24 protein-coding genes are annotated in these 24,399 nt (G+C 43.0%); 15 read left to right on the forward strand and 9 right to left on the reverse strand.

From position 1 onward, the window contains the following. Positions 1–2 precede the first annotated feature (2 nt). Complete coding sequence (locus tag BK026_RS04560; RefSeq protein ID WP_071814740.1) at positions 3–635, forward strand: TetR/AcrR family transcriptional regulator; 633 nt, start codon at positions 3–5, stop codon at positions 633–635. 7 nt (positions 636–642) lie between these two features. On the opposite strand, the gene BK026_RS04565 is transcribed toward BK026_RS04560, so the two are convergent. Then, the gene (locus BK026_RS04565) at positions 643–960 is read right to left on the reverse strand and encodes a hypothetical protein (protein ID WP_071814741.1); all 318 of its coding nucleotides are present in this window, start codon (positions 958–960) and stop codon (positions 643–645) included. 217 nt (positions 961–1,177) lie between these two features. Between BK026_RS04565 and BK026_RS04570 the strand changes: the two genes are divergently transcribed. Further along, a complete protein-coding gene (locus BK026_RS04570; protein ID WP_071817495.1) occupies positions 1,178–1,939 on the forward strand; it encodes a Nif3-like dinuclear metal center hexameric protein in 762 nt (253 codons plus the stop codon). A 9-nt stretch (positions 1,940–1,948) separates the two neighbouring features. Then, the gene (locus BK026_RS04575; RefSeq protein ID WP_071814742.1) at positions 1,949–2,701 is read left to right on the forward strand and encodes a methyltransferase; all 753 of its coding nucleotides are present in this window, start codon (positions 1,949–1,951) and stop codon (positions 2,699–2,701) included. Between the two features lie 24 nt (positions 2,702–2,725). On the opposite strand, the gene BK026_RS04580 is transcribed toward BK026_RS04575, so the two are convergent. Both BK026_RS04580 and BK026_RS04585 read right to left on the reverse strand, forming a co-directional pair. Next, a complete protein-coding gene (locus BK026_RS04580) occupies positions 2,726–3,757 on the reverse strand; it encodes a 2-hydroxyacid dehydrogenase (protein ID WP_071814743.1) in 1,032 nt (343 codons plus the stop codon). A gap of 58 nt (positions 3,758–3,815) precedes the next feature. Further along, on the reverse strand, positions 3,816–4,295 hold the full coding sequence (locus BK026_RS04585; RefSeq protein WP_071817496.1) for a glutathione peroxidase: 480 nt from the start codon (positions 4,293–4,295) through the stop codon (positions 3,816–3,818). A 166-nt stretch (positions 4,296–4,461) separates the two neighbouring features. Between BK026_RS04585 and BK026_RS04590 the strand changes: the two genes are divergently transcribed. After that, entirely contained in the window at positions 4,462–5,322 is an 861-nt protein-coding gene (locus tag BK026_RS04590; RefSeq protein WP_071814744.1) for an NAD(P)-dependent oxidoreductase, read from the forward strand. A gap of 3 nt (positions 5,323–5,325) precedes the next feature. Here the strand turns inward: BK026_RS04590 and BK026_RS04595 are convergent, their stop codons facing one another. Then, a complete protein-coding gene (locus BK026_RS04595; protein WP_071817497.1) occupies positions 5,326–6,909 on the reverse strand; it encodes a response regulator in 1,584 nt (527 codons plus the stop codon). 260 nt (positions 6,910–7,169) lie between these two features. On the opposite strand from BK026_RS04595, the gene BK026_RS04600 reads away from it, so the two are divergent. From BK026_RS04600 to BK026_RS04615, 4 genes are all read left to right on the forward strand, one after another. Further along, complete coding sequence (locus tag BK026_RS04600; protein WP_071814745.1) at positions 7,170–8,324, forward strand: acyl-CoA dehydrogenase family protein; 1,155 nt, start codon at positions 7,170–7,172, stop codon at positions 8,322–8,324. Between the two features lie 12 nt (positions 8,325–8,336). Next, positions 8,337–9,488, forward strand: coding sequence for an enoyl-CoA hydratase/isomerase family protein (locus BK026_RS04605; RefSeq protein WP_071814746.1), 1,152 nt, complete (start codon positions 8,337–8,339; stop codon positions 9,486–9,488). 75 nt (positions 9,489–9,563) lie between these two features. Then, a complete protein-coding gene (locus BK026_RS04610; RefSeq protein ID WP_071814747.1) occupies positions 9,564–10,400 on the forward strand; it encodes a putative RNA methyltransferase in 837 nt (278 codons plus the stop codon). Positions 10,401–10,433: 33 nt separating this feature from the next. After that, positions 10,434–10,991 carry a D-glycero-beta-D-manno-heptose 1,7-bisphosphate 7-phosphatase gene (locus BK026_RS04615; protein WP_071814748.1) on the forward strand — a complete coding sequence of 186 codons (558 nt, stop codon included), beginning with the start codon at positions 10,434–10,436 and terminating at the stop codon, positions 10,989–10,991. An 18-nt stretch (positions 10,992–11,009) separates the two neighbouring features. On the opposite strand, the gene BK026_RS04620 is transcribed toward BK026_RS04615, so the two are convergent. Together BK026_RS04620 and BK026_RS04625 are read right to left on the reverse strand one after the other, a co-directional pair. After that, complete coding sequence (locus tag BK026_RS04620) at positions 11,010–12,536, reverse strand: DUF3413 domain-containing protein (protein WP_071814749.1); 1,527 nt, start codon at positions 12,534–12,536, stop codon at positions 11,010–11,012. A gap of 9 nt (positions 12,537–12,545) precedes the next feature. After that, positions 12,546–12,764 (reverse strand): DUF1414 domain-containing protein, encoded by a 219-nt coding sequence (locus BK026_RS04625; protein WP_071814750.1) that lies wholly within the window; start codon positions 12,762–12,764, stop codon positions 12,546–12,548. Positions 12,765–12,923: 159 nt separating this feature from the next. Between BK026_RS04625 and yejK the strand changes: the two genes are divergently transcribed. From yejK to BK026_RS04640, 3 genes are all read left to right on the forward strand, one after another. Further along, positions 12,924–14,030 (forward strand): nucleoid-associated protein YejK, encoded by a 1,107-nt coding sequence (yejK, locus tag BK026_RS04630; RefSeq protein ID WP_071814751.1) that lies wholly within the window; start codon positions 12,924–12,926, stop codon positions 14,028–14,030. Positions 14,031–14,096: 66 nt separating this feature from the next. Next, positions 14,097–14,972, forward strand: a complete 876-nt coding sequence (locus BK026_RS04635; RefSeq protein WP_071814752.1) for a 6-carboxytetrahydropterin synthase — start codon at positions 14,097–14,099, stop codon at positions 14,970–14,972. Between the two features lie 34 nt (positions 14,973–15,006). Next, positions 15,007–15,915, forward strand: coding sequence for a M23 family metallopeptidase (locus tag BK026_RS04640; protein WP_071814753.1), 909 nt, complete (start codon positions 15,007–15,009; stop codon positions 15,913–15,915). A gap of 663 nt (positions 15,916–16,578) precedes the next feature. Here the strand turns inward: BK026_RS04640 and BK026_RS04645 are convergent. Beyond that, positions 16,579–17,724 (reverse strand): hypothetical protein, encoded by a 1,146-nt coding sequence (locus tag BK026_RS04645; RefSeq protein ID WP_143142085.1) that lies wholly within the window; start codon positions 17,722–17,724, stop codon positions 16,579–16,581. Between the two features lie 385 nt (positions 17,725–18,109). Continuing rightward, on the reverse strand, positions 18,110–19,921 hold the full coding sequence (locus tag BK026_RS04650) for a M61 family metallopeptidase (protein ID WP_071814755.1): 1,812 nt from the start codon (positions 19,919–19,921) through the stop codon (positions 18,110–18,112). Between the two features lie 191 nt (positions 19,922–20,112). Here BK026_RS04650 and BK026_RS04655 point away from each other — a divergent pair, with 191 nt between their 5' ends. The 4 genes from BK026_RS04655 (at position 20,113) to BK026_RS04670 (ending at position 23,372) form a co-directional block, all read left to right on the forward strand. Then, entirely contained in the window at positions 20,113–20,796 is a 684-nt protein-coding gene (locus BK026_RS04655) for a PilZ domain-containing protein (RefSeq protein ID WP_071814756.1), read from the forward strand. Positions 20,797–20,861: 65 nt separating this feature from the next. Beyond that, a complete protein-coding gene (locus tag BK026_RS04660; protein ID WP_071814757.1) occupies positions 20,862–21,323 on the forward strand; it encodes a DUF962 domain-containing protein in 462 nt (153 codons plus the stop codon). Between the two features lie 146 nt (positions 21,324–21,469). Further along, the gene (locus tag BK026_RS04665) at positions 21,470–22,543 is read left to right on the forward strand and encodes a sensor histidine kinase (protein ID WP_071814758.1); all 1,074 of its coding nucleotides are present in this window, start codon (positions 21,470–21,472) and stop codon (positions 22,541–22,543) included. A gap of 1 nt (position 22,544) precedes the next feature. Then, on the forward strand, positions 22,545–23,372 hold the full coding sequence (locus BK026_RS04670; protein ID WP_071814759.1) for a LytTR family DNA-binding domain-containing protein: 828 nt from the start codon (positions 22,545–22,547) through the stop codon (positions 23,370–23,372). 14 nt (positions 23,373–23,386) lie between these two features. On the opposite strand, the gene BK026_RS04675 is transcribed toward BK026_RS04670, so the two are convergent. Next, positions 23,387–24,382 carry an ATP-dependent 6-phosphofructokinase gene (locus BK026_RS04675; RefSeq protein ID WP_071814760.1) on the reverse strand — a complete coding sequence of 332 codons (996 nt, stop codon included), beginning with the start codon at positions 24,380–24,382 and terminating at the stop codon, positions 23,387–23,389. Positions 24,383–24,399 lie beyond the last annotated feature (17 nt).

The raw sequence follows: 24,399 nt of genomic DNA on the forward strand, positions 1-24,399 counted from the left end.
ATATGGCAAAACAAACCAAGCGAGATATTCTTGATGCTGCGGAATATCTCTTTTCAAATCAAGGGTTCACACAAACGTCGCTGCGAGAAATAACGGCGAGAGCAGACGTAAACCTCGCGTCTGTTAATTATCACTTCGGCAGCAAGAAAAACTTAATACAGGCTGTTTTTAAGCGTTATTTTGATGTTCTAATGCCTGAGGTACAGCAGTGCTTAAACCAATTACCTTCTCTTGAGGGGACGCGTGGTGTTGAACATTTACTTACTTCACTTATTCCACCAATGCTGGCGCTAAACGCTGTTTCAGAAAACGGCACAGCCAATTTCGTGAAATTGTTGGGTAGGGGATACAATGAAACTCAAGGGCATTTACGGCGATTTATTATGCAGGACTATGGTCAGTGCATACGCGCTTTAGTTTCGTCAATTAGATTATGTTTACCTGGTGTGCCTGAAGAAGAATTATTTTGGAGACTTCATTTTGCAATGGGAAGCTTTGTGTTTTCTATGGCATCTAGTCAGGCCCTTACAGAGATTGCGGAATCCGATTTTAATAAACATGTTGAAATTAATGAGGTCATTAGCCATTTAGTGCCGTTCGTTGCGCATGGTTTAGCTAGCGACCCCAAAAGTTAGTCTTTACCTAGCGAGGTAAAATTGAACCAGGCGCTTCAGCAACGAGTTTCTCAGCATAATAATTTTTTACCGAGAAGCTGCCCTTTTTAGGTTTACTTTTCTTGGCGGCCGTTGTTTTTGCCGGTGCTTTGGTTGCGTTAGCGTCAGTGCCGCCGCCAGTACTTAACTCGCGGGTCATTTCTTCAATCTGAGCAAGTCGAACATTTTTACCGCCATTAACGCTATACCAACCACTTTTCGCACTGACGGTTGGCGCTTTACCATTTTTAACTGTATACGCTTCTATAAATTCGCTAACGATTTTATCTTTATCTTGAGTTGCCATTCTTATTGCTCTTTATTTATCAACATTAAATATACGCGTATTATGGCGCACCCGAACAAGTTCAGTTTCATCAAGAAGTTGAGCGTTGCTCATTAATTAAGACAGAAAGTCTAAATTAGGGTTACAAGCAGTAACGAAAGTGCGCGATAATAAACGGTTCACGTATTTTATATAACGTTTTTTATACATTTTGTCTAATTTGTACACGGAGGAAGTGGTGTCACTATCAAACAAAGAGTTGCGTTTGTACCTGGATGGCTTGTTGAAAGTACATGAAATTAATGACTTTTGTCCCAATGGACTTCAAGTTGAGGGAAAACCTCAGTTAAAAAAAATAGTTACTGGTGTAACTGCATCGCAAGCGCTAATTGATGAGGCTGTAAAACGAAATGCTGACGCTATTCTTGTTCATCATGGTTATTTTTGGAAGGGTGAGGCGCAGCCTATCGTAGGCATGAAGAAGCGACGTATAAAGTCAATTCTAGACAATGACCTGAACCTTTTTGCTTATCATCTTCCTTTAGATGTTCACCCTGAGTATGGAAATAACCGACAGCTTGCTAACTTACTTAATTTGGAGAATATTTCAGCGGTTTCAGGTGTTAAGCCCACGGGTGTTGTTATGACAGGTGAACTGCCTTCTCCTATGACAGCCGATGAGGTAGCAGCACTGTTATCAAAAAAACTTAACCGTCACGTGCTGTGTGAAGATAAAAGCGGGTCGCTGCTTAGCACACTTGCATGGTGTACCGGCGGAGGCCAAGGCTACATCGAGACAGCTGTCGAAATTGGCGTAGATGGCTTTATTACAGGTGAAGTATCGGAGCAAACTATTCATACAGCAAGGGAAATGGACGTTGCTTTTTTCGCTGCGGGGCATCATGCAACCGAACGCTATGGAATAAAAGCACTTGGTGAGCACCTGAAAGAGCACTTCAGTGTTGACGTTGAGTTTGTTGATATTGATAACCCTGCGTAGATAAAATTCATGAATAATGATCGTATCTTTGATGGTATTGCGAAGAAATTTTCGAGCAATATTTATGGCACCACGAAAGGAAAGTTAAGGCATATATTGCTTTGCGATATGTTGGCACCTTTCGTTTCTATGCCTTTGACCGGCCCACTTAAGATTATCGAAGTCGGTGGCGGCACCGGGATCATGTCCGCACATCTCGCATCGCTTGGTCATAAGGTGGTATTAACGGATGCATCAAGAGAAGTATTAGACGAAGCTAGCACCGTTTTAGAAGGTTTTTCAAATGTAACCATGCGTCAGCAGTATTTGGCCGATATTGACGATTTGGCGCAATTTGACGTGGTTATTTGTCATGCTGTTTTAGAATGGCTTCGTGACCCCTATGAAGCCATCGCATATCTTCACCAGAATATGAAAGATGGCGCGCTGCTAAGTTTGAGTTTTTTTAATCAAGATGCGAACCTTTTCTCAAATGCGATTTACGGTAATTTTGATTACATCGAAAAAGGCATGAGAGCCAAAAAACAAGTAAGACTGAATCCTAATAATCCATTGAGTGCGCCTAAAGTTATTGAGTTTTGTGAGTCCCAATCGTTTTCGATAAAAGATAAAGCCGGTATTCGCTGTTTCCACGATTACATGCGAAACATTGCCCACCAGAATGAAAAGTTCGATGCGTTACTTGCTCTAGAGCGCCAATACAATAAGGTCGAACCCTATATGTGGCTGGGTAAGTATTTTCATTTAATTTTAGAAAAATAGCGAATACTGCGTTGAGCTAAACTGCTATGGTAAAATACGATTTTGTTTGCTAACAATGTTTGCAAGCGTCGTAGAGGCAATTTCTGCTAGGGCCTCTTCTGTAAAGAAGCCCTGGTGCCCTGTAATGAGCACATTTGGAAATGTTGTTAAGCGTTGGAAGATGTCATCCTGTATAATTTCTGTAGACAGGTCATTAAAAAAAAGCTCTGACTCCCTCTCGTAAACATCTAGCCCTAAATATCCGATTTTGCCACTTTTTAAGCCGTTGATAATCGCTTTGTTATCGACGAGGCCTCCCCTTGACGTATTAATTAACATGACGCCTGTACGCATTTTCACAAGAGACTGTTCGTTTACTAAATGATAGCTCTGTTCGTTTAATGGACAGTGCAGGGTGATGATCGCACTTTCTTCCCAAATACGCGCCAGCGGCACATAGTTTGCGCCAAGTTGGCAAACTTCATCATTTGGCAAGGGGTCATAGCACAGTACGTTACACCCAAACCCTACTAATATTTTTATTACCGCTTTGCCAATTTTCCCTGTTCCAATAACGCCAACGGTTTTTTTGTGAAGCGTAAAGCCAAGTAACCCATCTAGCGTAAAATTTCCCTCTCGAACACGATTATACGCTTTATGCGTTTTTCTATTTAACGTCAGCATGAGCGCCAAGGTATGCTCTGCTACGGTTTCAGGGCTATATGCCGGAACTCGGCTCACTTCAATGTTGTGTTTAAATGCAGACCGAATGTTCACGTTATTAAAACCGGCACACCGAAGTGCAATGTGGTTCACGCCATTATTTTTCAGTATTTCTATGGTTTGATCACAAATGTCGTCGTTCACAAAAATCACAACTGTTGTGAAACCAATACAGGTTAGAGCGGTATGTGCATTGAGGGCGTGCTCGAAAAATATAATATCTAGCTGCTTCTCAGCGTTACCGTCGGCACGCGCTAGAGCGTTCATGAAAGCATCTTGTTCGTAACGCTTCGTACTGAAAAATGCGACACGCTGGCTCTTGCGTGTTACAGCAGCGTTTTCGTTAGATGCCATCATGAACCTCCTAGTCTAGTTCAAAGGTTTATATTTTGTGCAGTATCACCTTTATCTGTCAGGCGAGCAGCGCATCAATATCTTTTTCGATGGCTGCAGGTTTTACTGTGGGGGCATAACGCTTCAGCACTTTCCCCTCAGCACTCACTAAAAACTTAGTAAAATTCCACTTAATTCGCTTAGTACCAAGTAAACCCGGTGCTTTCGTTTTTAGTTCTTCAAATAGCGGGTTAGCGTCAGGGCCATTAACGTCACACTTTTCGAAAAGTGGGAACGTTACGCCAAAATTTAACGTGCAAAATTGCGCAATATCGTCATTACTGCCTGGCTCCTGATGCCCAAATTGATCACATGGAAAGCCTAATACTTCAAGCCCTTTATCTTTGTATTTCTTGTAGAGGGACTCGAGTCCGTCATACTGAGGCGTAAATCCGCATTTACTTGCAGTATTTACAATCAATAAAACTTTACCTCGATAGTCGTTAAGCGAAATGTGCTCACCGTTGTTTTTTGTCAGCGTATGTTCGTAAATTTCCATAATTTTTTCTTTTTTGCTGTAAAATTTTGGGGGGTAGAAATTTGTTGTGTCCAAATGCAAGCGGTTTTGTTAACTTCTGCACTATTATATTGCACCAGTATTTCTTAATTATTGCCTACATTGCAATAGTGTCTCAGTGAATACTTATTATAAGAGTATATTTTGTATGACAAATTTGAATGTGAGTTTTTTAGGGCTCGGCGTCATGGGCTATCCTATGGCGGGCTTCCTGTCAAAGGCGGGTTTTAACGTTAAGGTTTACAATAGAACGGTTGAAAAAGCGAAGAAGTGGGCTTCTGAATTTGATGGCAAAGTGTGTGAAGCACCTGATATTGCCGCTAAAGATGCCGATATCGTTTTTATGTGTGTAGGGGATGATAACGATGTTAGGAGCGTGGCCAATAAAGCAATAAGCGCCATGAAAGCAGGCGCTGTGTTAGTGGATCACACCACGGCTTCGGCAGACATTGCGAGGGAATTATATGAAGTGTGCAAAAGCAAACAAATTGGTTTTCTAGATGCACCAGTATCCGGGGGACAGGCGGGGGCTGAGAACGGCCAACTTACTATCATGGTGGGGGGAGACGAGTCAGTCTACAAAACGGTTGAACCCGTGATAGCGCACTATGCACGCCATAGTCAGTTGCTAGGTAAGTGTGGCAGCGGTCAACTCGCTAAGATGATGAATCAAATCTGTATTGCCGGCATCGTTCAAGGTCTTTCAGAGGCACTTCATTTTGGACAGAAAGCAGGGCTAGATTGCGCCGCTGTTATTGATGTCATCAGTAAAGGTGCTGCTCAATCTTGGCAAATGGAAAATAGGGCAAGCACTATGTTAACGAATCAATTTGACTTCGGGTTTGCGGTAGATTGGATGAGAAAAGATTTAAACATAGCGCTTGCAGAATCGAGGAAGAACGGCTCTACGCTAGCGTTAACCGCACTTGTTGATCAATATTACGCTGACGTTCAAAAGCTAGGAGGAGGGCGCTGGGATACCTCCAGTCTTCTCACACGCTTAAAATAGCAGTTAGAGCGCGTTTTCCTGAGCAGACAACGAAAGTTGCTCTAGACGCGCCTTGTTATTCTCATTGAGAGGAAGCGTTGCAATCGATTCCAACAAGTTATTTATATTATATTTTCGATATACGCCGGTATTTGATTCCGTCATACACTGCAATAAGTTTAGACCAAATGCTGCGGTTTGAGGGGATAAAGTGAATGCATCATAAAAATGCTTCATCGCCTTATTAAACTCGCCCTTAATGAAAAGCTGAGTGCCAGTTTCATTTATAGCGATAGCTTGCGAATGGTTTAAACCCAATCTTTCGCTTCCGGAAAAAATTAAAGCATCATTCATTACCTGCTCAGAGATGGCGTGATGCTCTGTATTTTTTTGTTTTGCCATCATTAGTAACTCACTGGCTTTAGCTTCATCACCTAGTCCATGATGAACTTTAGCAGCCACAACTAAGATAGACGGTTCTGTACGCAAATAGTTGCCTATGTAGTCTCCATCTAGTAAGTGTGCTGCTTTTTCTTTGTCATTATCAAGCAGGGCTGAAAACGCAAGTAAATAATCGCGTTTTTGGAGTGTTTGAGGGTCGCCCTGGCTTCTTCCAGCTATGCCAACAAGTTTTCTTGCCTGAGACAAACTTTCTTGTCTATTTGTTTCGGGAGAGTCTTCAGCTAAAAAAAGGTAGAACTCTGCAAGCTCAAAGGTAAAGTCATTGAATCTGTCTTTAGCACTTCTGTGCATAGCACGCTTTTTTTGTAATAAGTCGATGGCTTCTACAACTTTATCTTGTTTTTGATAGGCGCGAGTTTTTAGCTTCGCTGCAGGTAATGTTAAATCGCTAAACTTAATCTCGCCAAGATACTTTTCAACATCATCGAACGCATTTTGCTCGAAGGAAATGGAAGCAAGCCATTCAAACGCTTTGTCTTTGGCCAAGCTAGACGTTACCAGTTTACCTAAGTCATCACGACAGTTAGGAAACTGTCCCAAAGCATATTGGCACTTAATTTTTCCCCACTGTGCCCATAACACTTTCTCAGAGCGCGTGAGGATATCGTCGTATATACTTTGTGCGCGGTATAACTCACCACTTTCGTATAGAAGACGCGCATACAGTTTTCTTATTTCAGAGACCAGTCGAGGTGGGATCCCTTCCGTAATTTTTGCGCGTACTACATTGATTGCGCGTTCAAGCTGTTTATCATCAAGTGCTTGAAGGACATTTTTTATATAGTCTCTGTAGAATAAATAGTGCTTTACCTGACGTGTTAGTGAAGCAATAGTGTAGGGCTTTATGAGCAGGGCGTCAGGCTGTAGGTCCATTATCCGCCCAATTACATGGGGCGAACGGTCAGACGTAACAAAAATAATGCCGGTACTTGGGCGTAAGAACCCTCGTTCCAAAAGTTCACTTATCCATTCGACCCCTGTTTTACCTTCGCCTAAGTGGTAATCCATAAGTAAGAGCTCAAAATGCTGTTTGCGCAACGCTGATTTTAACTCGGCACCTGTAGCAAAGCTGCTAACTGACAAGTGTGCTATGGACATTAAATGCCCGCGAAGTGCAGTTCGCGCTGTAGCATTATCTTCGACAATGGCAATTCTACATTCCACAGAAAAGGTCTTTTTTTGGCAACTAATCGCTTAACTTTATCAGCGGCTAGCGTACTTTGCACTATTCATTGGAATAACTGCAGCCTCTTTGGTTGTTATCTGACGTCATAAAAGGCTTTCTCGTCACATTTTATTTACGTTACATCTAATTTTATTTAAATTAATATTTACCTTTACGTTTACGTAAGGGGTAAGTATTCGCTATTGTTCTGATAAAACGTAACGAACCAAAGGTATGTAAGATGAACTTTGATTTAACCGACGATCAATTGGCATTTGAAGAAACCGCACGTCAGTTTGCGCAACAGGAGCTCGCGCCAAACGCAGCAATGTGGGATCGAGAACATCACTTCCCAGTAGAAGCAATTAAAAAAGCGGGGGAACTTGGTTTTTGCGGGCTATATGCCCCCGAGAGCGAAGGAGGACTTGGTTTATCACGTCTAGATTCCTCTATCATTTTTGAACAACTTTCAATGGGGTGTACCACGACAACTGCTATGTTAACCATTCATAACATGGCAACGTGGATGATTGCTTCGTGGGGTACAAGAAGTGTAAAAGACCAGTGGTGTGAGCATTTAGTTTCGGGGCAAAAGTTGGCGTCGTACTGCCTAACGGAACCTGGAGCTGGTTCTGATGCCGCTTCACTAAAAACTAAAGCACAAAAAACAAGCTCAGGTTATGTGCTCAATGGCTCGAAAGTGTTTATTTCTGGGGCAGGTAGCACTGATGTACTCGTTGTTATGGCGAGGACTGGGGAAGAAGGTGCGGGGGGCATTTCTGCATTTGCGGTGCCCGCAGATGCGAAAGGCATAGAATACGGTAAAGCAGAAGAGAAAATGGGCTGGAATGCGCAGCCGACCCGCATGATCACTTTTGATAACGTTCACATTGATGAAGCAAATTTACTTGGTGAAGAAGGCCAAGGCTTCAAAATGGCGATGCAAGGTTTGGACGGCGGGCGTATTAACATTGCGACATGTTCAGTAGGCACAGCACAGCAAGCATTGAATGTTGCACGCGATTACATGAATGAGCGAGAACAATTTAACAAACCCATTGCAGGGTTCCAAGCGCTTCAATTTAAACTTGCTGATATGGCAACTGAATTGGTAGCAGCACGTCAAATGGTTAGAATGGCAGCGTGTAAACTAGACAGTAATGATGCTGATAAGACCACTTACTGTGCAATGGCAAAACGATTTGCAACAGATGTGGGATTTAATGTTTGTAACGACGCGTTACAATTGCATGGCGGATATGGCTATATAAAAGAATACCCTTTAGAACGCCACTTTAGAGATGTGCGTGTTCACCAAATACTTGAAGGTACAAATGAAATAATGCGTGTCATTATCGGCCGAAGAATTCTTGCCGATGAGCGCAGTGTGCTATAGCAGGGAATAACTATGTTAGAAGAGAATGCCGTGGTTAAGGTTCAAGAACATGCAACTGCAGACGGCAGTTACGCTATTGGTCATTTGACATTGAATAAACCAAAAGCGTTGAACGCGTTGGATTTAGAAATGGCCAGCATCATGTTGGATGCGCTCCAAGGTTGGCAGCAACGAAACGACATAGTGTGCGTCGTCATTGACGCAGCAGGTGATAAAGCGTTTTGTGCTGGCGGAGATATTGTTTCTATGTACAACGCAATGGTCGAAGCTAGCGGAAAAATCCCCGCTTTTCTTGAAGCTTTTTTCAAAACAGAATATACGCTTGATTTCACCATTCATAACTTCCCCAAACCCATAGTCGTGTGGGGCAGTGGAATTGTCATGGGGGGTGGCATGGGCCTTTTGTGTGGGGCAAGCCATCGCGTTGTTACCGAAACTTCACGCCTGGCGATGCCGGAAATCACCATTGGCTTGTACCCCGACGTGGGAGGCAGTTATTTTCTACCGCGCTTACCCGGTAAATCAGGGTTATTTTTAGGGCTTACAGGGGCGCAAATGAACGCAACCGATGCTTGCTATGTCGGGCTTGGTGATGTCATTGTCAGTAGTTCAGAAAAGCACAACCTGTTAGATGCGCTAAAAGACGCTGACTGGACTGGTGCGTTAACAAAAGAGGGTGACGCGCTCAACGCTGCGTTAAATTCTAAAGCCGATGAAATACTCGCAACGCTTAAGAAACCAGACGTTGTGCCCACGCCAAATGTTGAACCAAATATGGCACTTATTAACTCAGTTTGCGAAAGCGATAGTATCGTTGAAGTGGTGCAACGCATATTAGCTGTTGACGCAAACGAGGATAAGTGGCTAAAACGCGGTCAAAATTCGTTAGAAAAGGGGTCGCCCATCACTATGCATTTGGTGTTTGAACAATGTAAGCGTGGCGCGACAATGACACTCTCTGAATGTTTTAGGATGGAAGCTGATATGTCGTGTCGTTGTGGTGAAAGCGGCGAGTTTCAAGAGGGGGTTCGAGCGCTTCTCATCGATAAAGACATGGCGCCAAAGTGGAAATATCAAACTGTTGAGGACGTGCCCCACGACGTTGTTGAACATTTCTTCTCATCTCCTTGGACTGATGAACAACACCCATTAGCAACGCTCTGATCAGGTGTTCAATGTTGCTGCAAAGGTACTGATTTTGGTATCCTTGCAGCAAATTGACTTAACGAAGATCCTATCATGTGGCACTGCCCACTCTGTAAAACGCCTATCTCACTTTCAGCCTCACCCATCCGCTGTGAAAACAATCATAGTTTTGATAAATCTAAAGCAGGGTATGTAAACCTACTGCCGGTTCAGTTTAAGCGCTCAAAGGCGCCCGGTGACGATAAAGCAATGGTACGCGCTAGGAAAGACTTTCATCAGCGCAACACTTATTTACCGCTGAAAGACAGAATGATTTACCTCATTAATGAGGCGCTTTCTCAGAGTAAATCAGCGCAGCAAAATATAAAGGTTTATGATGCTGGGTGCGGCGAGGGAAGCTATTTGAGCGCAGTTGTTTCAGGTTTGCATTCTAACTATACAAACGTGAGTGGTGCTGGCAGCGACATTTCAAAAATAGCAGTTGAGATTGCCGCCAAGACAAATAAACATTTACAGTTTGTAGTTGCAAGTAGCTTCGAATTGCCTCTTGAAGACGCTAGCCAAGATATCATTATTCAAGTTTTCGCACCTGGCAGTAATAAAGAATATTTACGAACGCTGCGAAAAAATGGCGTTCTTATTACTGTAGATCCAGCGCCGCAACATTTAATGCAGTTAAAGAAACTTATCTATGACAAGCCTAAAGAACATACTTTAGCGCGCGAAACTCGGGAAGGTTTCAGCCTTGTTAATAGTGAGGTTTTTCAATTTACTGTGGAGTTATCAGACGATGAGCACGCTTTATCATTGGTTAAGATGACGCCTTTTTATTGGACATTGCCGAAAGGAAAAATAGATACCGTCATTAGTAAATTACGCACAGTTAGCGCAGATTTCCATATTCAGGTATGGCGTAAAAATGCATGTTAGGTTAATACTTGATAGTTGTAGTGGAGCTTTTAAATGAGAAAGGCGCTTTTTCTTGATAGAGACGGTGTTGTAAATCGTGACTTTGGTTACGTTGGGCATTTTACTGATTTTGAATTTATGCCGGGCATTTTTGAACTGGTATTACATTACCAAAACAAGGGTTTTTTGCCCGTTATCGTTACCAACCAAAGCGGAATAGCTAGGGGGTATTACAGCGAAGCTGATTTTCATACGCTTATGAAACAGGTAATGAAAGAGTTTAATAAACACGGCATTAGTACCTTTCCTGTTTACTACTGTCCTCACCACCAAGAAGGTATAGTTGCACGCTATGCATTATCCTGTAAATGCAGAAAACCTGAAGCAGGTATGTTTTTGTCGGCAGCAAAAGAGCATGAAATTGATATTTCACAAAGCATTATGGTTGGTGATAGCTGGCGAGATATACTAGCTGCAGACATTGCCGGTGTACGAAAAAGCTTTTTTCTTTCTGCAGCAACACCCAATCAAAAGGAATCTGCACAACTCCATCAAGCTCATCACGTTACACGAGCTGAAACGCTGGCAGACCTTTTAAATTTGTCAAGCTGAAATCGTTACGCGTAACTCTTACGTTTGCTTAGAGAATCGAGTTAGATGCTTGATTGCTTGGCTTAATAAGTCAACATTTAGTGTGTCTTTGCTGCGTTTGCCTGTTTGTATATCACTTATCTCATAACTGCCATTACTCAATACATCGGTGCGTTTATTCTCGTTGAGCACGACAATTCGTTCGCCTGATGTTGTTACAAGCCATGCGCGTGTCGGTGATAACAGATTTTGGCCCGTAGAATAAAATGTTGCCGGCGCTGAACATCCCAGTGCGTTTAAAATAGTTGGCGCCAAATCTTCAGTACTGGCCAGTTTTGTACTTATATCGAGCGTGCTATATAGCTTTCCTTTTCCAGAGGTATCTGTTGAGCCTGAGGCAATAATGATGTCGTGATTACGCTTTAGGGTATTCGTGGCATACTCTTGTATGTCACTGCCTTTTAAAAACGCAATGTGCAGGCCGTCGTGGTTGTTTGTTAAAGGCTGCAAGTAGCCCGCAAGTTGTTTAAACGGTAATTCTATATCACTGTGTACAGAAACAGGCATGCCAGAGCCTAGCGGCAATGCGAGTAAAACGGGCCGTTTTTGTGACAATGCTTCTTGATATATCTCAGGAACGCCGAATAGCGTAGCTGTAATAAGACCCTGCAACGTACTTGCGGTAGCGTAGTAATTTGCCATTGTGTTGAGTGTTACACCGTTAATTTTGCTTAAGTCAGGCAATGGCGAGTCATCGACTTGAACTACAACGGTAAGATTTTTGCTGTTATCGATAGAGCAATATACCGGTTCAGCAGGGTAGGTAATACTGTGAATATCTGGGTTGAACTGCAGCTGTTTTCTTTCTTCATAAGCTGCTAAATCAAGTAGACCATAACGCGACATAGTGGTTTTCGCGGTAGCAGGGTAAGACAAAGGAAACATATTGTCTTGCTTGATTATGGGTTGGTAAAGCCGCGCATCGGCCCACACGTGGACGGCGTGGCTTGTCACAAAGCAGGTAACGAAAAAGGTAGTGACAGGAACGCCCACTCTGTGTTTTGTTAATTTATCAATGCGCTTCCATATCGCGTTCGCCAAAACAAGTTGGAAGCTGAACCAAACAACAAATAGCAACAACAGAAATGCCCATTGCTGCCACGAGCCGATATCCATTTTGTTTTGGGCTTCATTCCGCAATAGATCGGCTGCATAAAAGCTAATATGAAAGCCCGTACGATTAAAAAGCAGCGCGTCAAACGCTAAAAGAGCTAGGCCCGACGCGGCAATTACGGACGCACTTGCTTTGATAATACTGGGGTTGTTGACCAAGTAACATAAAGGAAGAATAAAAATCACAAAACCAAAAAAGGTCATAAAGCCAATATGACCAAACCAATTGGCTAGAAGATACAGTGTACCGACCCCCGTTCCGGGCATGGGCGAAGAGAATACAAAGATGGAAGCAATGACAATGGCTATTACAATGTTTGCCAGTGCAAACCAATGTCCCCAGTTAACCAGTTTGGTAACGCGCTGGCGACGAGGTGATTCGGCAAGTATCATAGCGTTACCCTAATTCGTGCTAACGCTTTTTTTGAGTACATCGGCAAACTGCGTTGCCATAGCTTCGCGGTTTTCAGGTGCGACCTGAGTATTAAGAATGTGCGTAATAACATTCCCTAGCACCATAAGCGAAAGATCGCGGTTTGCACCACCTTCTTCAAGGGTTAGAATAACGTTATTCATTAACGTTTCGAATTCGTCGTTGGTATAGCGGCTCTGTTGGGGCATTGCGACGCCTCTTTTTTATGATTTCTTTTATAAAAAGAATGGTTTTACACGTAAAATGATTATAATCGTTGTTGGATTGAGTACAATCATTCATTCTAAAATCCTGCAATTCTTTGAATATTTCTGACACTTTTTAAGCAACAGGACACCCAATACTCTATGAGTGCACTGATTCATCACTTTGTTGTACATCGTTTGATTGTCAATAAAGAAGAAAAAATTGAAGCAATTCCACGAGAAAACTGCTTAGCGGTAACACCGGAGATTGAGCTTCTAGCCCACCAAATAAATCATAGTTTCAACGCTAAACCTGGAAAAGGAGTTGGCCACTTTGTGACGGAAGTCACGCGAGAAGCTAAAGTGGAAAACGAAGAAGGCGAAGCAACTACGCAAAAAAGCACTGAAAATGTGGCTGAGTTTGCACAAGGCTTGAAGCAATACATGGATATTCAAAAATCGGCGGGTGACAACGTCGAGGACGCTTTCCACGCGTTTTCAGTGTCAGCGACAAACCGCTTAGTTCGTACGCTGGCAGAAACGGGTACGGTAGAAACTGGCTTTCTCATTTTTTGCCAGTACGAGTATTTAGCTACACAGTATTTGATGATTGCGCTGTTAAATACCCGCTCGCACGTTGAAGTGACAAACTCTTTAGATCTTTCTGCTCGTGAACACTTGGATTTAGCGAAAATGCAGCTCGCTGTGCGATTCGATTTAACACAGTGGGATATTCAGCCAGAACAGCAGCGCTACGTTAGCTTTATTAAAGGGAGAATGGGGCGAAAGGTATCTGACTTCTTTATGCAGTTTGTTGGCTGTGAAGAGCTGGTTGATGTTAAACAGCAAAATAAACAATTGATCTCTACCGTTGACGCCTACCTTGCTAGTGAATCTCTAGATCCGCAAGAGCAGCACCAGCACCGAGAGGAAGTTAAATCGTACTTTAAAGAAAAGATTGATGCGGGTGAAAGTTTATCGGTAGATGAACTGGCTAACCGACTTCCACAAAATGAAGAGACAAGCAGTAATTTTTCTGCCTTTACGCAGTCTATGGAAGTGCCGCTTGAGAAAGAAATTCAGCCAGACCCGGCAGCGCTAAAACAGCTTGCTAAATTTACCGGTCAAGGCGGTGGTATATCGTTAAGCTTTGAGCGTAAATTAATGGGCGACAGGGTATTTTATGACCCAGCAACGGATACGCTAACTATCCGCGGAATTCCACCAAATTTAAAAGATCAGCTTAATCGCCAATCTTCAATGGACTAGTCGCTGCGAAGTGAAGATAAAAAACGTATACTAGTCAGTAGAAAATAAACTCGATTCAAGGGTGTTATGCAATTATTTGTAAATGATTTGACAGTGATGGACTTCTCTTACCTTTGCCCAAAACGTGGCATGGTAGGAGAGAGCTGGATTGTCGATGTGATATTGGACGGTGAACTTAACGAAGAGAGCATGGTTCAGGACTTTGGTCACGTAAAAAAGAACTTAAAGCGACTTATCGACGAGTATGTCGACCATAAGCTGCTTGTACCTGCTGAATACAGTGGTGCAGACGTTATTCATGACGACGATTCTGAACAGGTAGAAGCGCGCTTTACCTGCACTGATGGGCGTAGCATCATGCTACATTGCCCGGCTGAAGCTTATGCATTTGTTTATTCAGATGAGATAAACATGGAATCTGTTGGCGTTTACTTAAAAGAAGTGTTGGCGACGCATCTTCCAGAAAACGTTGAGAACATTACGCTGCATTTACGCGAAGAAGTGATCAATTCTCCTTATTACCACTACACTCATGGCCTTAAAAAACACGACGGCAATTGTCAGCGTATCGCGCATGGTCATCGCTCGCGGATTGATATCATTCTCGATGGCAAAGTGTGTGCTGAAAGTCAGCAATACTGGGCAGACCGTTGGGCAGATATTTATATAGCAACACGTGAGGATGAAATAGCCTACAGCGACAGAAAGCTCAAAGGTGAAGTAGCTAATGACGCGGATTATTACTGTTTTGCATACGAGTCATCACAAGGCTATTTTGAACTACTCATACCTAAGTCAGATTGTGAGGTGATTGAAACTGATTCAACCGTTGAGTGTTTAGCGCAATATTTGCTGGAAGAGCAAAAGAAGCGCACGCCTGACGGCGTTTGCCAGGTCATCGCTTACGAGGGCGTAGGCAAAGGCGCAACGGTAAAAGGTTAACATTCTTAGATAAAATACAGAGTAGGGATTTACCATGCCATTTACGCTTTCAAACGACACGTTACGAAGCTCGAAATTTCATGTAACGCGTTGTGTAGTAGCCCTTAGTGCAGCGGTTTTTATGTCATCCGCGGTTGCGGCTGTGGAGTCAAACGACCAAAGCAAGGTGTTTTCTAGCCAAGAACAAATAGAGGTTGCCCTTAATGGCAAGTTTACACAAGGTGCTTTGTTGCGCGGGCAAGCGCCGGTGGGGGCAAAAGTCATGCTCAACGGCGAAACCGTTCAAACTAACCATGAAGGAAAGTTTGTCGTTGGTTTTGAAAGGGAAGCACCACTACAGCAAACCTTAATTGTAGAGCTAGCTAACGGTAATAAGTGGCGGCGTGACATCACCCTTGAAAAACGCGAGTACAATATTCAGCGAATAGATGGCCTAGAGCAGAAAATGGTAACGCCGCCTGCAGAAGTAACGGCGCGTATTAAAAAAGACAATATTAATGTAGCAAACGCGCGCAGCGGCAACAGTGATTTAGACGCCTTATTCACAAGGTTTGAGTGGCCAGCAAAAGGGGTTATATCGGGTGTTTATGGCAGTCAGCGCATTTTAAATGGCGTGCCTAAATGGCCGCATTACGGTGTGGATATCGCTAATGAAACAGGAACCCCCGTATACGCACCGGTTGATGGGGTGGTAACGATGGCCGATGATTTGTACTACTCCGGTAACACGCTGATTTTAGATCACGGCATGCGAGTATTCTCTACGTTTCTGCATATGGACACCATTACCGTCGAGGTTGGCGATACAGTAGAGCAGGGCGAGCAGATTGGAACAATTGGCTCAACAGGCCGCTCTACAGGCCCGCATCTAGATTGGCGAATCAATTTGGGCAAAACTCGCCTAGATCCACAGACCATTATTACGGGGGCGCCCGAGCAGTAAAAGTAAATTCGGCGTAGTTTGCGCCCTTGATTATAGCAGTTACAAAAAGTTGGGTTAAGGAGAAACCCTTAACCCGCCTTTTTCTTTCATCACAGAATCTTCTGCTCTGCAGTCATTTCTTTGCGTCTCATACGGCCATTCACAGGCGCCACACGCCCCGTCAACTCTTATCGATCCGAGACTCCGGAATGATAGTCCGCAGGTAGACGACGGACTGTTAATCCGCAGGTCCCCTGTATGAGTGAAGTCATAAGAATTACAGTCCGGCTGATGTGGGGAAGTAATAAAGATTCATACCATACTAGATAACAAACCACGAATTTTTGTTGTTAGTTGGACATCCAAAGAATTAAAGTATCATACCCAAATGCCAAATATCGCTGAAATTACGCATAGTTTGAGTAATATAGTTTCATACTGAAAACGTCTATTCTTGGTCAAAAGCGTACGTAAACCTGGTTGTTTGCTTTTGAACCGCTGCTTTGTGACTCGGACATCAAATATTTAGATTGGTATTCAGCAAAACACAACGAGCCTCAAACGAACAACACTACATACATTTAAACCACAATGCGATTTTGTCCTCTGAAGTTTATGTTAAGTGCTATTCCTCGTTTGTGTCTATGTGTTGATGGAATAGCACTTAACTTAACAGCTTAACTTTTAGTTACAAACAATATGAGGGGCCCCGTATATGGCAGTTGAGCCCTCATATTGTATAGCGGTAATTTTTGATGAACCATCAGGGTAAGTGACCCGGGTTACTAAATAATTTTTATTATAACCGATGATATTAGCCATTGACTGGCATTCAAAATGGGAATCGAAAATGGCTTTTGCTTCTCCCCCCGATACGGGACCGGCGCCGCCGTGGATATTATCGTTATCCTTTCCGTCCAAATAAGAAGATAATGGTGAGCCACCCGAAATTTGGCTTTTTGAAGCATTTAAAGAAATGCCTAAACGATTACCTAACTCTAAATCTAATACCAATACTGAACCGTCCGCAAACAAGAATTGGGCTTCTTCAGTATCACTTAGCGTAACGGAAATACTCCAGACAAGAGCTTGAACTTGCACGGAGATACCAGAGATTGATTCGAGCATATCTCTCAGGTTAGAGTCTTCAGTCTCATTAAAATCATGGAGTATTTCACCCAAGGTGTTAGAGCAGGTAAGAGAGATGGCAAAAGCAAGAGCACTGGGGCACTCCTGAGCAAGTTTGCCAACAATAACAGACCCATCACCTGCGCTTTGTAGTGAAGCATTATTAGTATTGGGCGTTTCAAAACTGCTCACTCTCTGACCAAGGCCATTGGTCACCGTGCCATCGAGATTAATATGAAATGTTAAGGCTTCGGGTAATTGCTCATAAATAGCCTCAAGGTCAAGTATTGACTCCTCTAGCTGAACCTCTTCACTGCCCAGCGGCAATACCTGGGAAACTACTCCAGTACCCGATGCGTTTCTCGTTAGTGAGTAAAGGGTCGAAGACGCATTACCAGCATCAATCACTAGATAGCGAACTTCAGAAATAGCTTGATTAGCCCCGACATCACACTCCAGCCCCAATTGACCATTGTCACACGGTGTTGGCGCAAATAATAGCGGTGTTGCGCGGTTTACCAAGTTATACTGGCTGTAACTGGCACAGGTTGCATCGTTATTCCGCGCTTGGGTATTACAGATGAGGATAGTTTTGTCTATCACTGCATTGGCAACTGCCGGCGGTGCACCGAATAAAGATTGTATTGCTATAGATAAACAGATGATGAATGCAAACGTACCAGGATTTCTGGCGGTGAGCACTAAACCAGACCATAAAGTTTTGAAATATTTTGACTCCATGTCATTATTCCTTTTGGCTTAGTTAATGAAAAAGCAAGCTATCAAAATAAACACCTAGTAACAACCCATGAAGAAAGTAGTTTTTCAAGTATTCTGCGCTCACGGAAAACTATAGTTGAACGGCACGTTACTTCTGATGAGTCATTTGGATATCAGGTGTGAAATGCCCCCCTACTCAAAGTCAGTAGTAATAAATGACCTAGTTGAATGCCTGCTATTAGCCTCAAAGCCGAAGAGAATATAAGACATTCTAACTCTCTGACAACTGATATTAAAACCACCGTTTTTTTGTGCTCCCTTTACCGGTCATGTATGGGGGGGAATATATAGAACCCCAGAATGTGTGTTATTTCCCTAGCCATTCATTAAGCTTATCGTCATTCGTTATTTCAATGTAAGCCATTTCTTTTCTTGCTTCAGTCACCTCAAGAGGCATCGTTAGAAGTCGTCCATCTCGAATAAGCGTAATATCTACGTTGGTTGTTTGGGCATTATCTAATAGTCGCTGAAGTTTCTGCGCGTTTACTACATGACCGTCTAATGCAACGATGACATCGTTTAAAAGAATACCTGCTTGCATTGCAGCTAGGCCTTCAAATACCTGCACTACGGTTAATCCAAAAGTGCCTGCTTTTAACGTAGCGCCAAGCTGATGTTTAATAACTGGTAGCGTGGAAACACCGCCTTTATCTTCGCCTGACACGCGAGCTCGCGTACCGATGTTTACGCCCATATCTTGGACTAAAGACACTAATTCTACATCTTCTGTGCCATACACAACGCTATCTAAATAGGCCGAAACGTCGATGTTGAAATGGGTTTTACAAAGAGATTGGATCACGTCATCAGGCGTACCTTTTTCATTCACACCATAATGTTTCCACAGTAACTTCATTAACGTATCTAAATTTACTTGGTTGTTGGACTGCTTACGAAGCAGTAAATCTAAACCAAGGGCAATAATGCCTCCTTTTGTGTAATAACTTACGATATTGTTTGTAGCACTAGCATCTTGCTTATAGAACTTAGTCCAAGCATAAAAGCTGCTTTCAGCCGCGCTTTGTTTAAAGCGCCCCGCGTTTTGTAGAAGCCGGCTAACGTTCTGCGCCACAATATCCAAGTACTTTTGAGGTTCGATAACACCGACTCTTGCTAGGGTTACGTCATCATAAAAGCTGGTGAAACCTTCGTAAATCCAAAGCTGATTTGTATATGTCTCCTGCGACAAATCAGGTGCTACCATAACATTTGGCTTGATTCGCTTTACATGCCATGTGTGGAAAAATTCATGACTACATAAACTCAAAAACGTGATGTAGCCGTCAGTTTTTTTGTCACTGTCTCCTATCTGTGGCAAGTCAAAGCGCGGGTATAGGAGGGCAGTTGAGTATTTATGCTCTAAGCCGCCAAACCCGTTATCTGCAAGGAGTGTCATGAACAAATAGTTGTTAATAGGTTGGGGATCACCAAACAAATCCAAGTGATGTTTGCATATAGGTTTTAAATCATTCGCTATTCGTTCGTAATCAATATTGTTATTTCCTGAAAACAATAATGTGAAGTTGATACCTTCAACGTCAAAGCTATGTGTGTCTGCAATGCCTACATATATAGGGTGGTCAATCAGTGAATCATAATTCTGCTCGACGAAGTGCCATCGCGAGGCGTTAGAACTGTCGCGGCGAGTTGGCATAGAAGTATACGCTTGCCAACCATGGGTTGTTGGATCATCGTCGTTAAGTTCAACGTCTAGCTCACAAATCACATTTTCAAAGCCTGATACTTGTAAAAACGCGCTAGTACCATTAACAAATGCGTATTGGTCGTTCATAAAAGCTGAACGAATGGAGAGATCATTGGCATACACCGTATAGTTTAAGGTACAAGGCTTTCCGCTCGTTTCGATACGCCATGATTGTTTATCAAGTTTTTCTACAAAAAGCATAGCGCCAGGTGTATTGACAGCGTCATCATTTAGCTGAGCAGACATTTGTACAAGGTTTTTGGCGAAATCTCGTACCATGTAACTACCGGGGATCCAGCTAGGAAGGGAAAGGACCAGTGACGAGGTGTTGTGCTTGGGTATTTGAAGCACAACGTCAAATTGATGAGCACGCCAATTTGATAGCGTTAATGTGTAGCGAAGAATGGAGCGCATAATTGTCCAAAATCAATCCAAAGATATACTTTCATCATAACAATGTATTAGTACTATCCCAATAGATCAGATTGGCACAACGGTTAATTTTAACGTTTATTAAAGGTGCTTTCTGCTCTTAGTATTGCTAAGTTGCTGTTTGATGCGTAAATTGAACAAATAAACAGGAAATCCAGCAATAACAAATACAAATGGCTGAAAAAATACAAAGCAGTTTACTTAGCGAAGAGGGTTTTGAATCGTTGCGTACGCTGGTGCCTGGCGATACGGTAGATTTGCAAATAGCGATGCCGGCGGCACCAAAACGGGTTAGAACAGATTACATTGGTATGCTCATAGACGAGTGTTTGCTTTTCCATATTCCCACTTCAGCAAAATGGATAACTGTCAGAGACGCACTTACTGTAGGCAATGATGTTGTCGTGCGCTCTGTACTAGAGGGAGATACTGGCCAAGTCATTGCGTTTAAGGTGAAAGTACTAAAGTTATTATCTAAACCCTCTGGGCTGCTTGTTACATCATTTCCGAAACGCATAGAAAGTATAGGGCTTCGCTCAGTAAAACGAGCGCAACTCGGCGTTTCAGTAACGCTAGATGCAGACGTTTATCCCAGCGATGAAAACGTATCCGGTATCATCATCGACTTAAGTTTGAAAGGGTGTAAAGTGGCCCTACAGGCCAAACCCAATTGGCCTGTCATGCTTGATGAGGCTGAGGTTACTTTAAACTATTCGTTAGACGGTAAAGAAGTGGCGCTAAGTGCGAAAGTGAAAAATCATAAGCTTGAAAGCAACATGGTTTATTATGGGCTCGCCTTTACCTGTGATGAAAAACTAATTAAAACGCTGTTGTCCCGACATACACTGTTGTCTTAGCGGTGTGAATATTATTGTCGGGTGCTCTTTAGATATAATACTTATAACAGGCTAAGGGGACATTTATGAGAAGCATTGAGCGGCTATTAATCCAGTACGGTGAAAGCCATCAAAATAAAACTAACGTTATAATTCACGCCATTGCCGTACCGAGTATTTATTTTGTCTCAATTGGTTTGCTGTGGAGTTTACCGGTACCGGCATTTATCGAACAATTCGATATTACCTGGGCACACATCATCGCTGTGCCGGTATTGTATTATTATTTTTTACTGTCTGGACCTATCGGGGCGGCGATGACACTTCTAACCATTTTATGTTTCGGTGCCGTAAATACATTAGACTACTTCAACATTTCCGTTTGGTTATTTTCGCTTGTTTTATTTGTTGTTATGTGGGCTCTGCAATTCATTGGGCATCATATTGAGGGAAAAAAGCCGTCCTTCCTCGACGATTTGCGCTTTCTTTTAGTTGGGCCTGCTTGGTGGTGGGTACACTGGCTTAAAAGAATGAATATCAGTTACTAAACGCAAAAAATATTTGATATCCCAAAAGCATGTCTAATATCAAGATTTTGTCCTGCGACCAGAGGTATAAGGGGCACGACCAAGCTGCTTGGGTCGTGCTTAGGCTTGCGTATAATCATGCTATAAGTTTTTAAAATGGTAATATTGTGAGTCGCTTTCAGCGTGTAATAGAGAGTAATGAGCGTTTATTCTGGACGTTGCACAGCGCAGGCTGGGCAGGGTTTGCGATAATTTACTATATTGGCTCGTTTTTGCATGACGTTAGGCCAATTTGGGTCTTTATCATCATGCTCAATGCCTATGCCGGGTGGTTGTTGACTATCCCGTTACGTTATATTTATCGTTGGGCAAGAAGGCAGTCGCCACTGAACATGATCATAATCGTGGTCGTATCTTGTTATCTGGTTGCGCTTTTATGGGCAGTGGTAAAAAATATAAACTACTGGGAAATTTACAAACACGGCTACCGCCCAGATGAATGGTATATGTATTTCACTAATACTATCAACTCGTTGATCATGGTCGGCTGTTGGAGCGGCGTTTACTTTGGCATCAAAAATTTCCAGATGCTACAAAAAGAAAAACAAAACGCGCTCAAAGCAAGCACAATGGCGCACCAAGCCCATATCAAAATGTTGCGTTACCAGCTTAATCCCCATTTTCTGTTTAATACATTGAATGCAATTTCTACGTTAGTACTGTTAAAAGAAAACGATACTGCTGAAGCGATGGTGTCGAGGTTAAGCGATTTTCTTCGTTACTCTCTAGACAACGATCCTATCAAAAAAGTACCGCTAGGCCAGGAAATAAAAGCGCTTCGATTGTACCTAGAGATAGAAAAAGTACGCTTCGATGACAGACTAGAAGTCGTTTGGGCTATAGACGAACAGTGTGAATGTGCGTTAGTGCCTAGTATGATTTTACAACCTATCATTGAAAACGCGATAAAACATGCCATATCTAAAATGGAAAATGGCGGTTCTATTTCTATCTCAGCACGAACATTCGGCAACGACTTGTTGATGGATGTAGCTGATAACGGTCCGGGCGCAGATATCAAAGATGGTAAATTGAGTCGTGAAAACGGCGTGGGCTTGGTAAATATTAAAGAGCGTTTGCAGTCGCTCTATCAGCGGAACTTTGCATTCTCTATTGAACACAATCAGCCTTCAGGGGTACGCGTTAGAATTCGTATCCCATACGAAGTAAAGGACGTATGACATGAACAAGCAAGTGATTAAAACTATTGTCGTTGATGATGAGCCTCTCGCTCGACGAGGGCTCCGTGCTCGGTTAGAGCGTCATGAAGATGTACACGTGCTAGCTGAGTGTCAAAATGGTTTGGAAGCTGTGAGTAGTATTTCTCAGCACAGACCAGATCTGGTGTTTTTGGATATACAGATGCCTGGGCTAAACGGGTTTCAAGTTATCCATAAACTCAGAGAGCTCAAGCAACCTATTCCTATGATAGTTTTTGTAACTGCATACGATAGCTACGCAATAAAAGCCTTCGACATTCACGCGCTTGACTATTTGCTTAAACCTGCAGACGACGAGAGGCTAGGGGCTGCGCTAAATAAAGTACGTGATTATTTTGCTACCCAGCATCAAGACGAGCAGTCGCAAAAACTCGTTAGCCTTGTAGCAGAGTTAACGGGTGACGATTACGAAGAAATCCTGAGGAAGCTGGCAAATGGCGAGCCGGTAGAAGCAAACCCTTACCCTGACGTATTAGCGATTAAAGATGGGTCAGAGGTGACTAGAGTGAATGTGCAAGACATTCAGTGGATAGACGCGGCGGGTGACTACATGTGTGTGCATGCGCTTGACGGCATGCATATAATGCGAAAAACGATGAAAGAATTAGAGCAGGAGCTAAACCCTCAGTTTTTCGTTCGCGTACATCGTTCAGCAATTGCCAACATAAGGTTTGTGAAAAAGTTGGTTAGCCATATCAGCGGCGAATACCATTTAATTTTACAGAATGAAACCGAATTAAAAGTGAGCAGAAGCCATAGAGATAAGGTGAAAGCGGCAATGAAAATGTAGCGTTGATAAAGCTGTTAGTAGCGCTCATTCATTTGCGTTTTCATTGCAGCGACCCGCGTGTCATTCAGCGGCTTTTGTTTTCTCCACGTGTCACTTAACGGCACGGAAACCACGCGATGATTTAGTTCACCAACCATTATATTTGTTTGCGCCTGACCAACTAGATTGACCGCATGGTTTCCAAGAGAAGAAGCTAATAGTCGGTCTTGGGCTACCGGTGAACCGCCGCGCTGCACATGCCCTAAAGTAACGGGCCTCACGTCTTTAATTCCGTGCTTATTTAACGCTGAGGCTAAACCTGTAAGCCCATTAGGCCACACATTTTCCGCAACAACGATAATAAAACTCACTTCTCCTTTTAATGCTCGTTGTCCGTTAATTTGTTTAACTATACGACTAATTTCGTTTTTATCATTGTCAAAGAATTCGGGCACAATGACGTAGTCTGCCGCTGAAGATAGCGCGGCGTTGAGTGCAAGGAATCCGGCATTTCTGCCCATCACTTCAACTAAAAATAATCGCTCGAAGGCATCTGCGGTGTCTCGCACTTTATCAATAGAACTCATCGCTGTATCGATAGCGGTGTAATAACCGATGGTGGCATCGGTACCTGCAATATCATTATCGATGGTTCCTGGAATTCCAATGATTTGCCCGTCCCAATATTGGCTTAAATGGTTAGCGCCTCTAAAGGAACCGTCTCCGCCAATAACAATGAGTGTATCTATACCGACATTAGCAAGATTAACGGCTGCCGTTTTTGCGCCTTCCGGGGTTTTGAACGCTTCACATCTTGCGCTTTGCAGTATCGTACCGCCATACTGAATTAGGTTGTGTGTGGATTCGAGCGACAAGGGAATAAATTCTTGATTAATTAAGCCATTAAAGCCGTGCTTGTAGCCAATTAGCTTAAAGCCTTGCCGCTGGCAACCGATAATGATGGCACGCAAGCACGCATTCATGCCCGGTGCGTCGCCCCCAGAGGTGAGAACAGCTACACGTTTTGACACAAGATATTCCTCGACAT

The organism is Alteromonas sp. V450, assembly GCF_001885075.1.
In the GTDB taxonomy this organism is placed as follows: Bacteria; Pseudomonadota; Gammaproteobacteria; order Enterobacterales; family Alteromonadaceae; genus Alteromonas.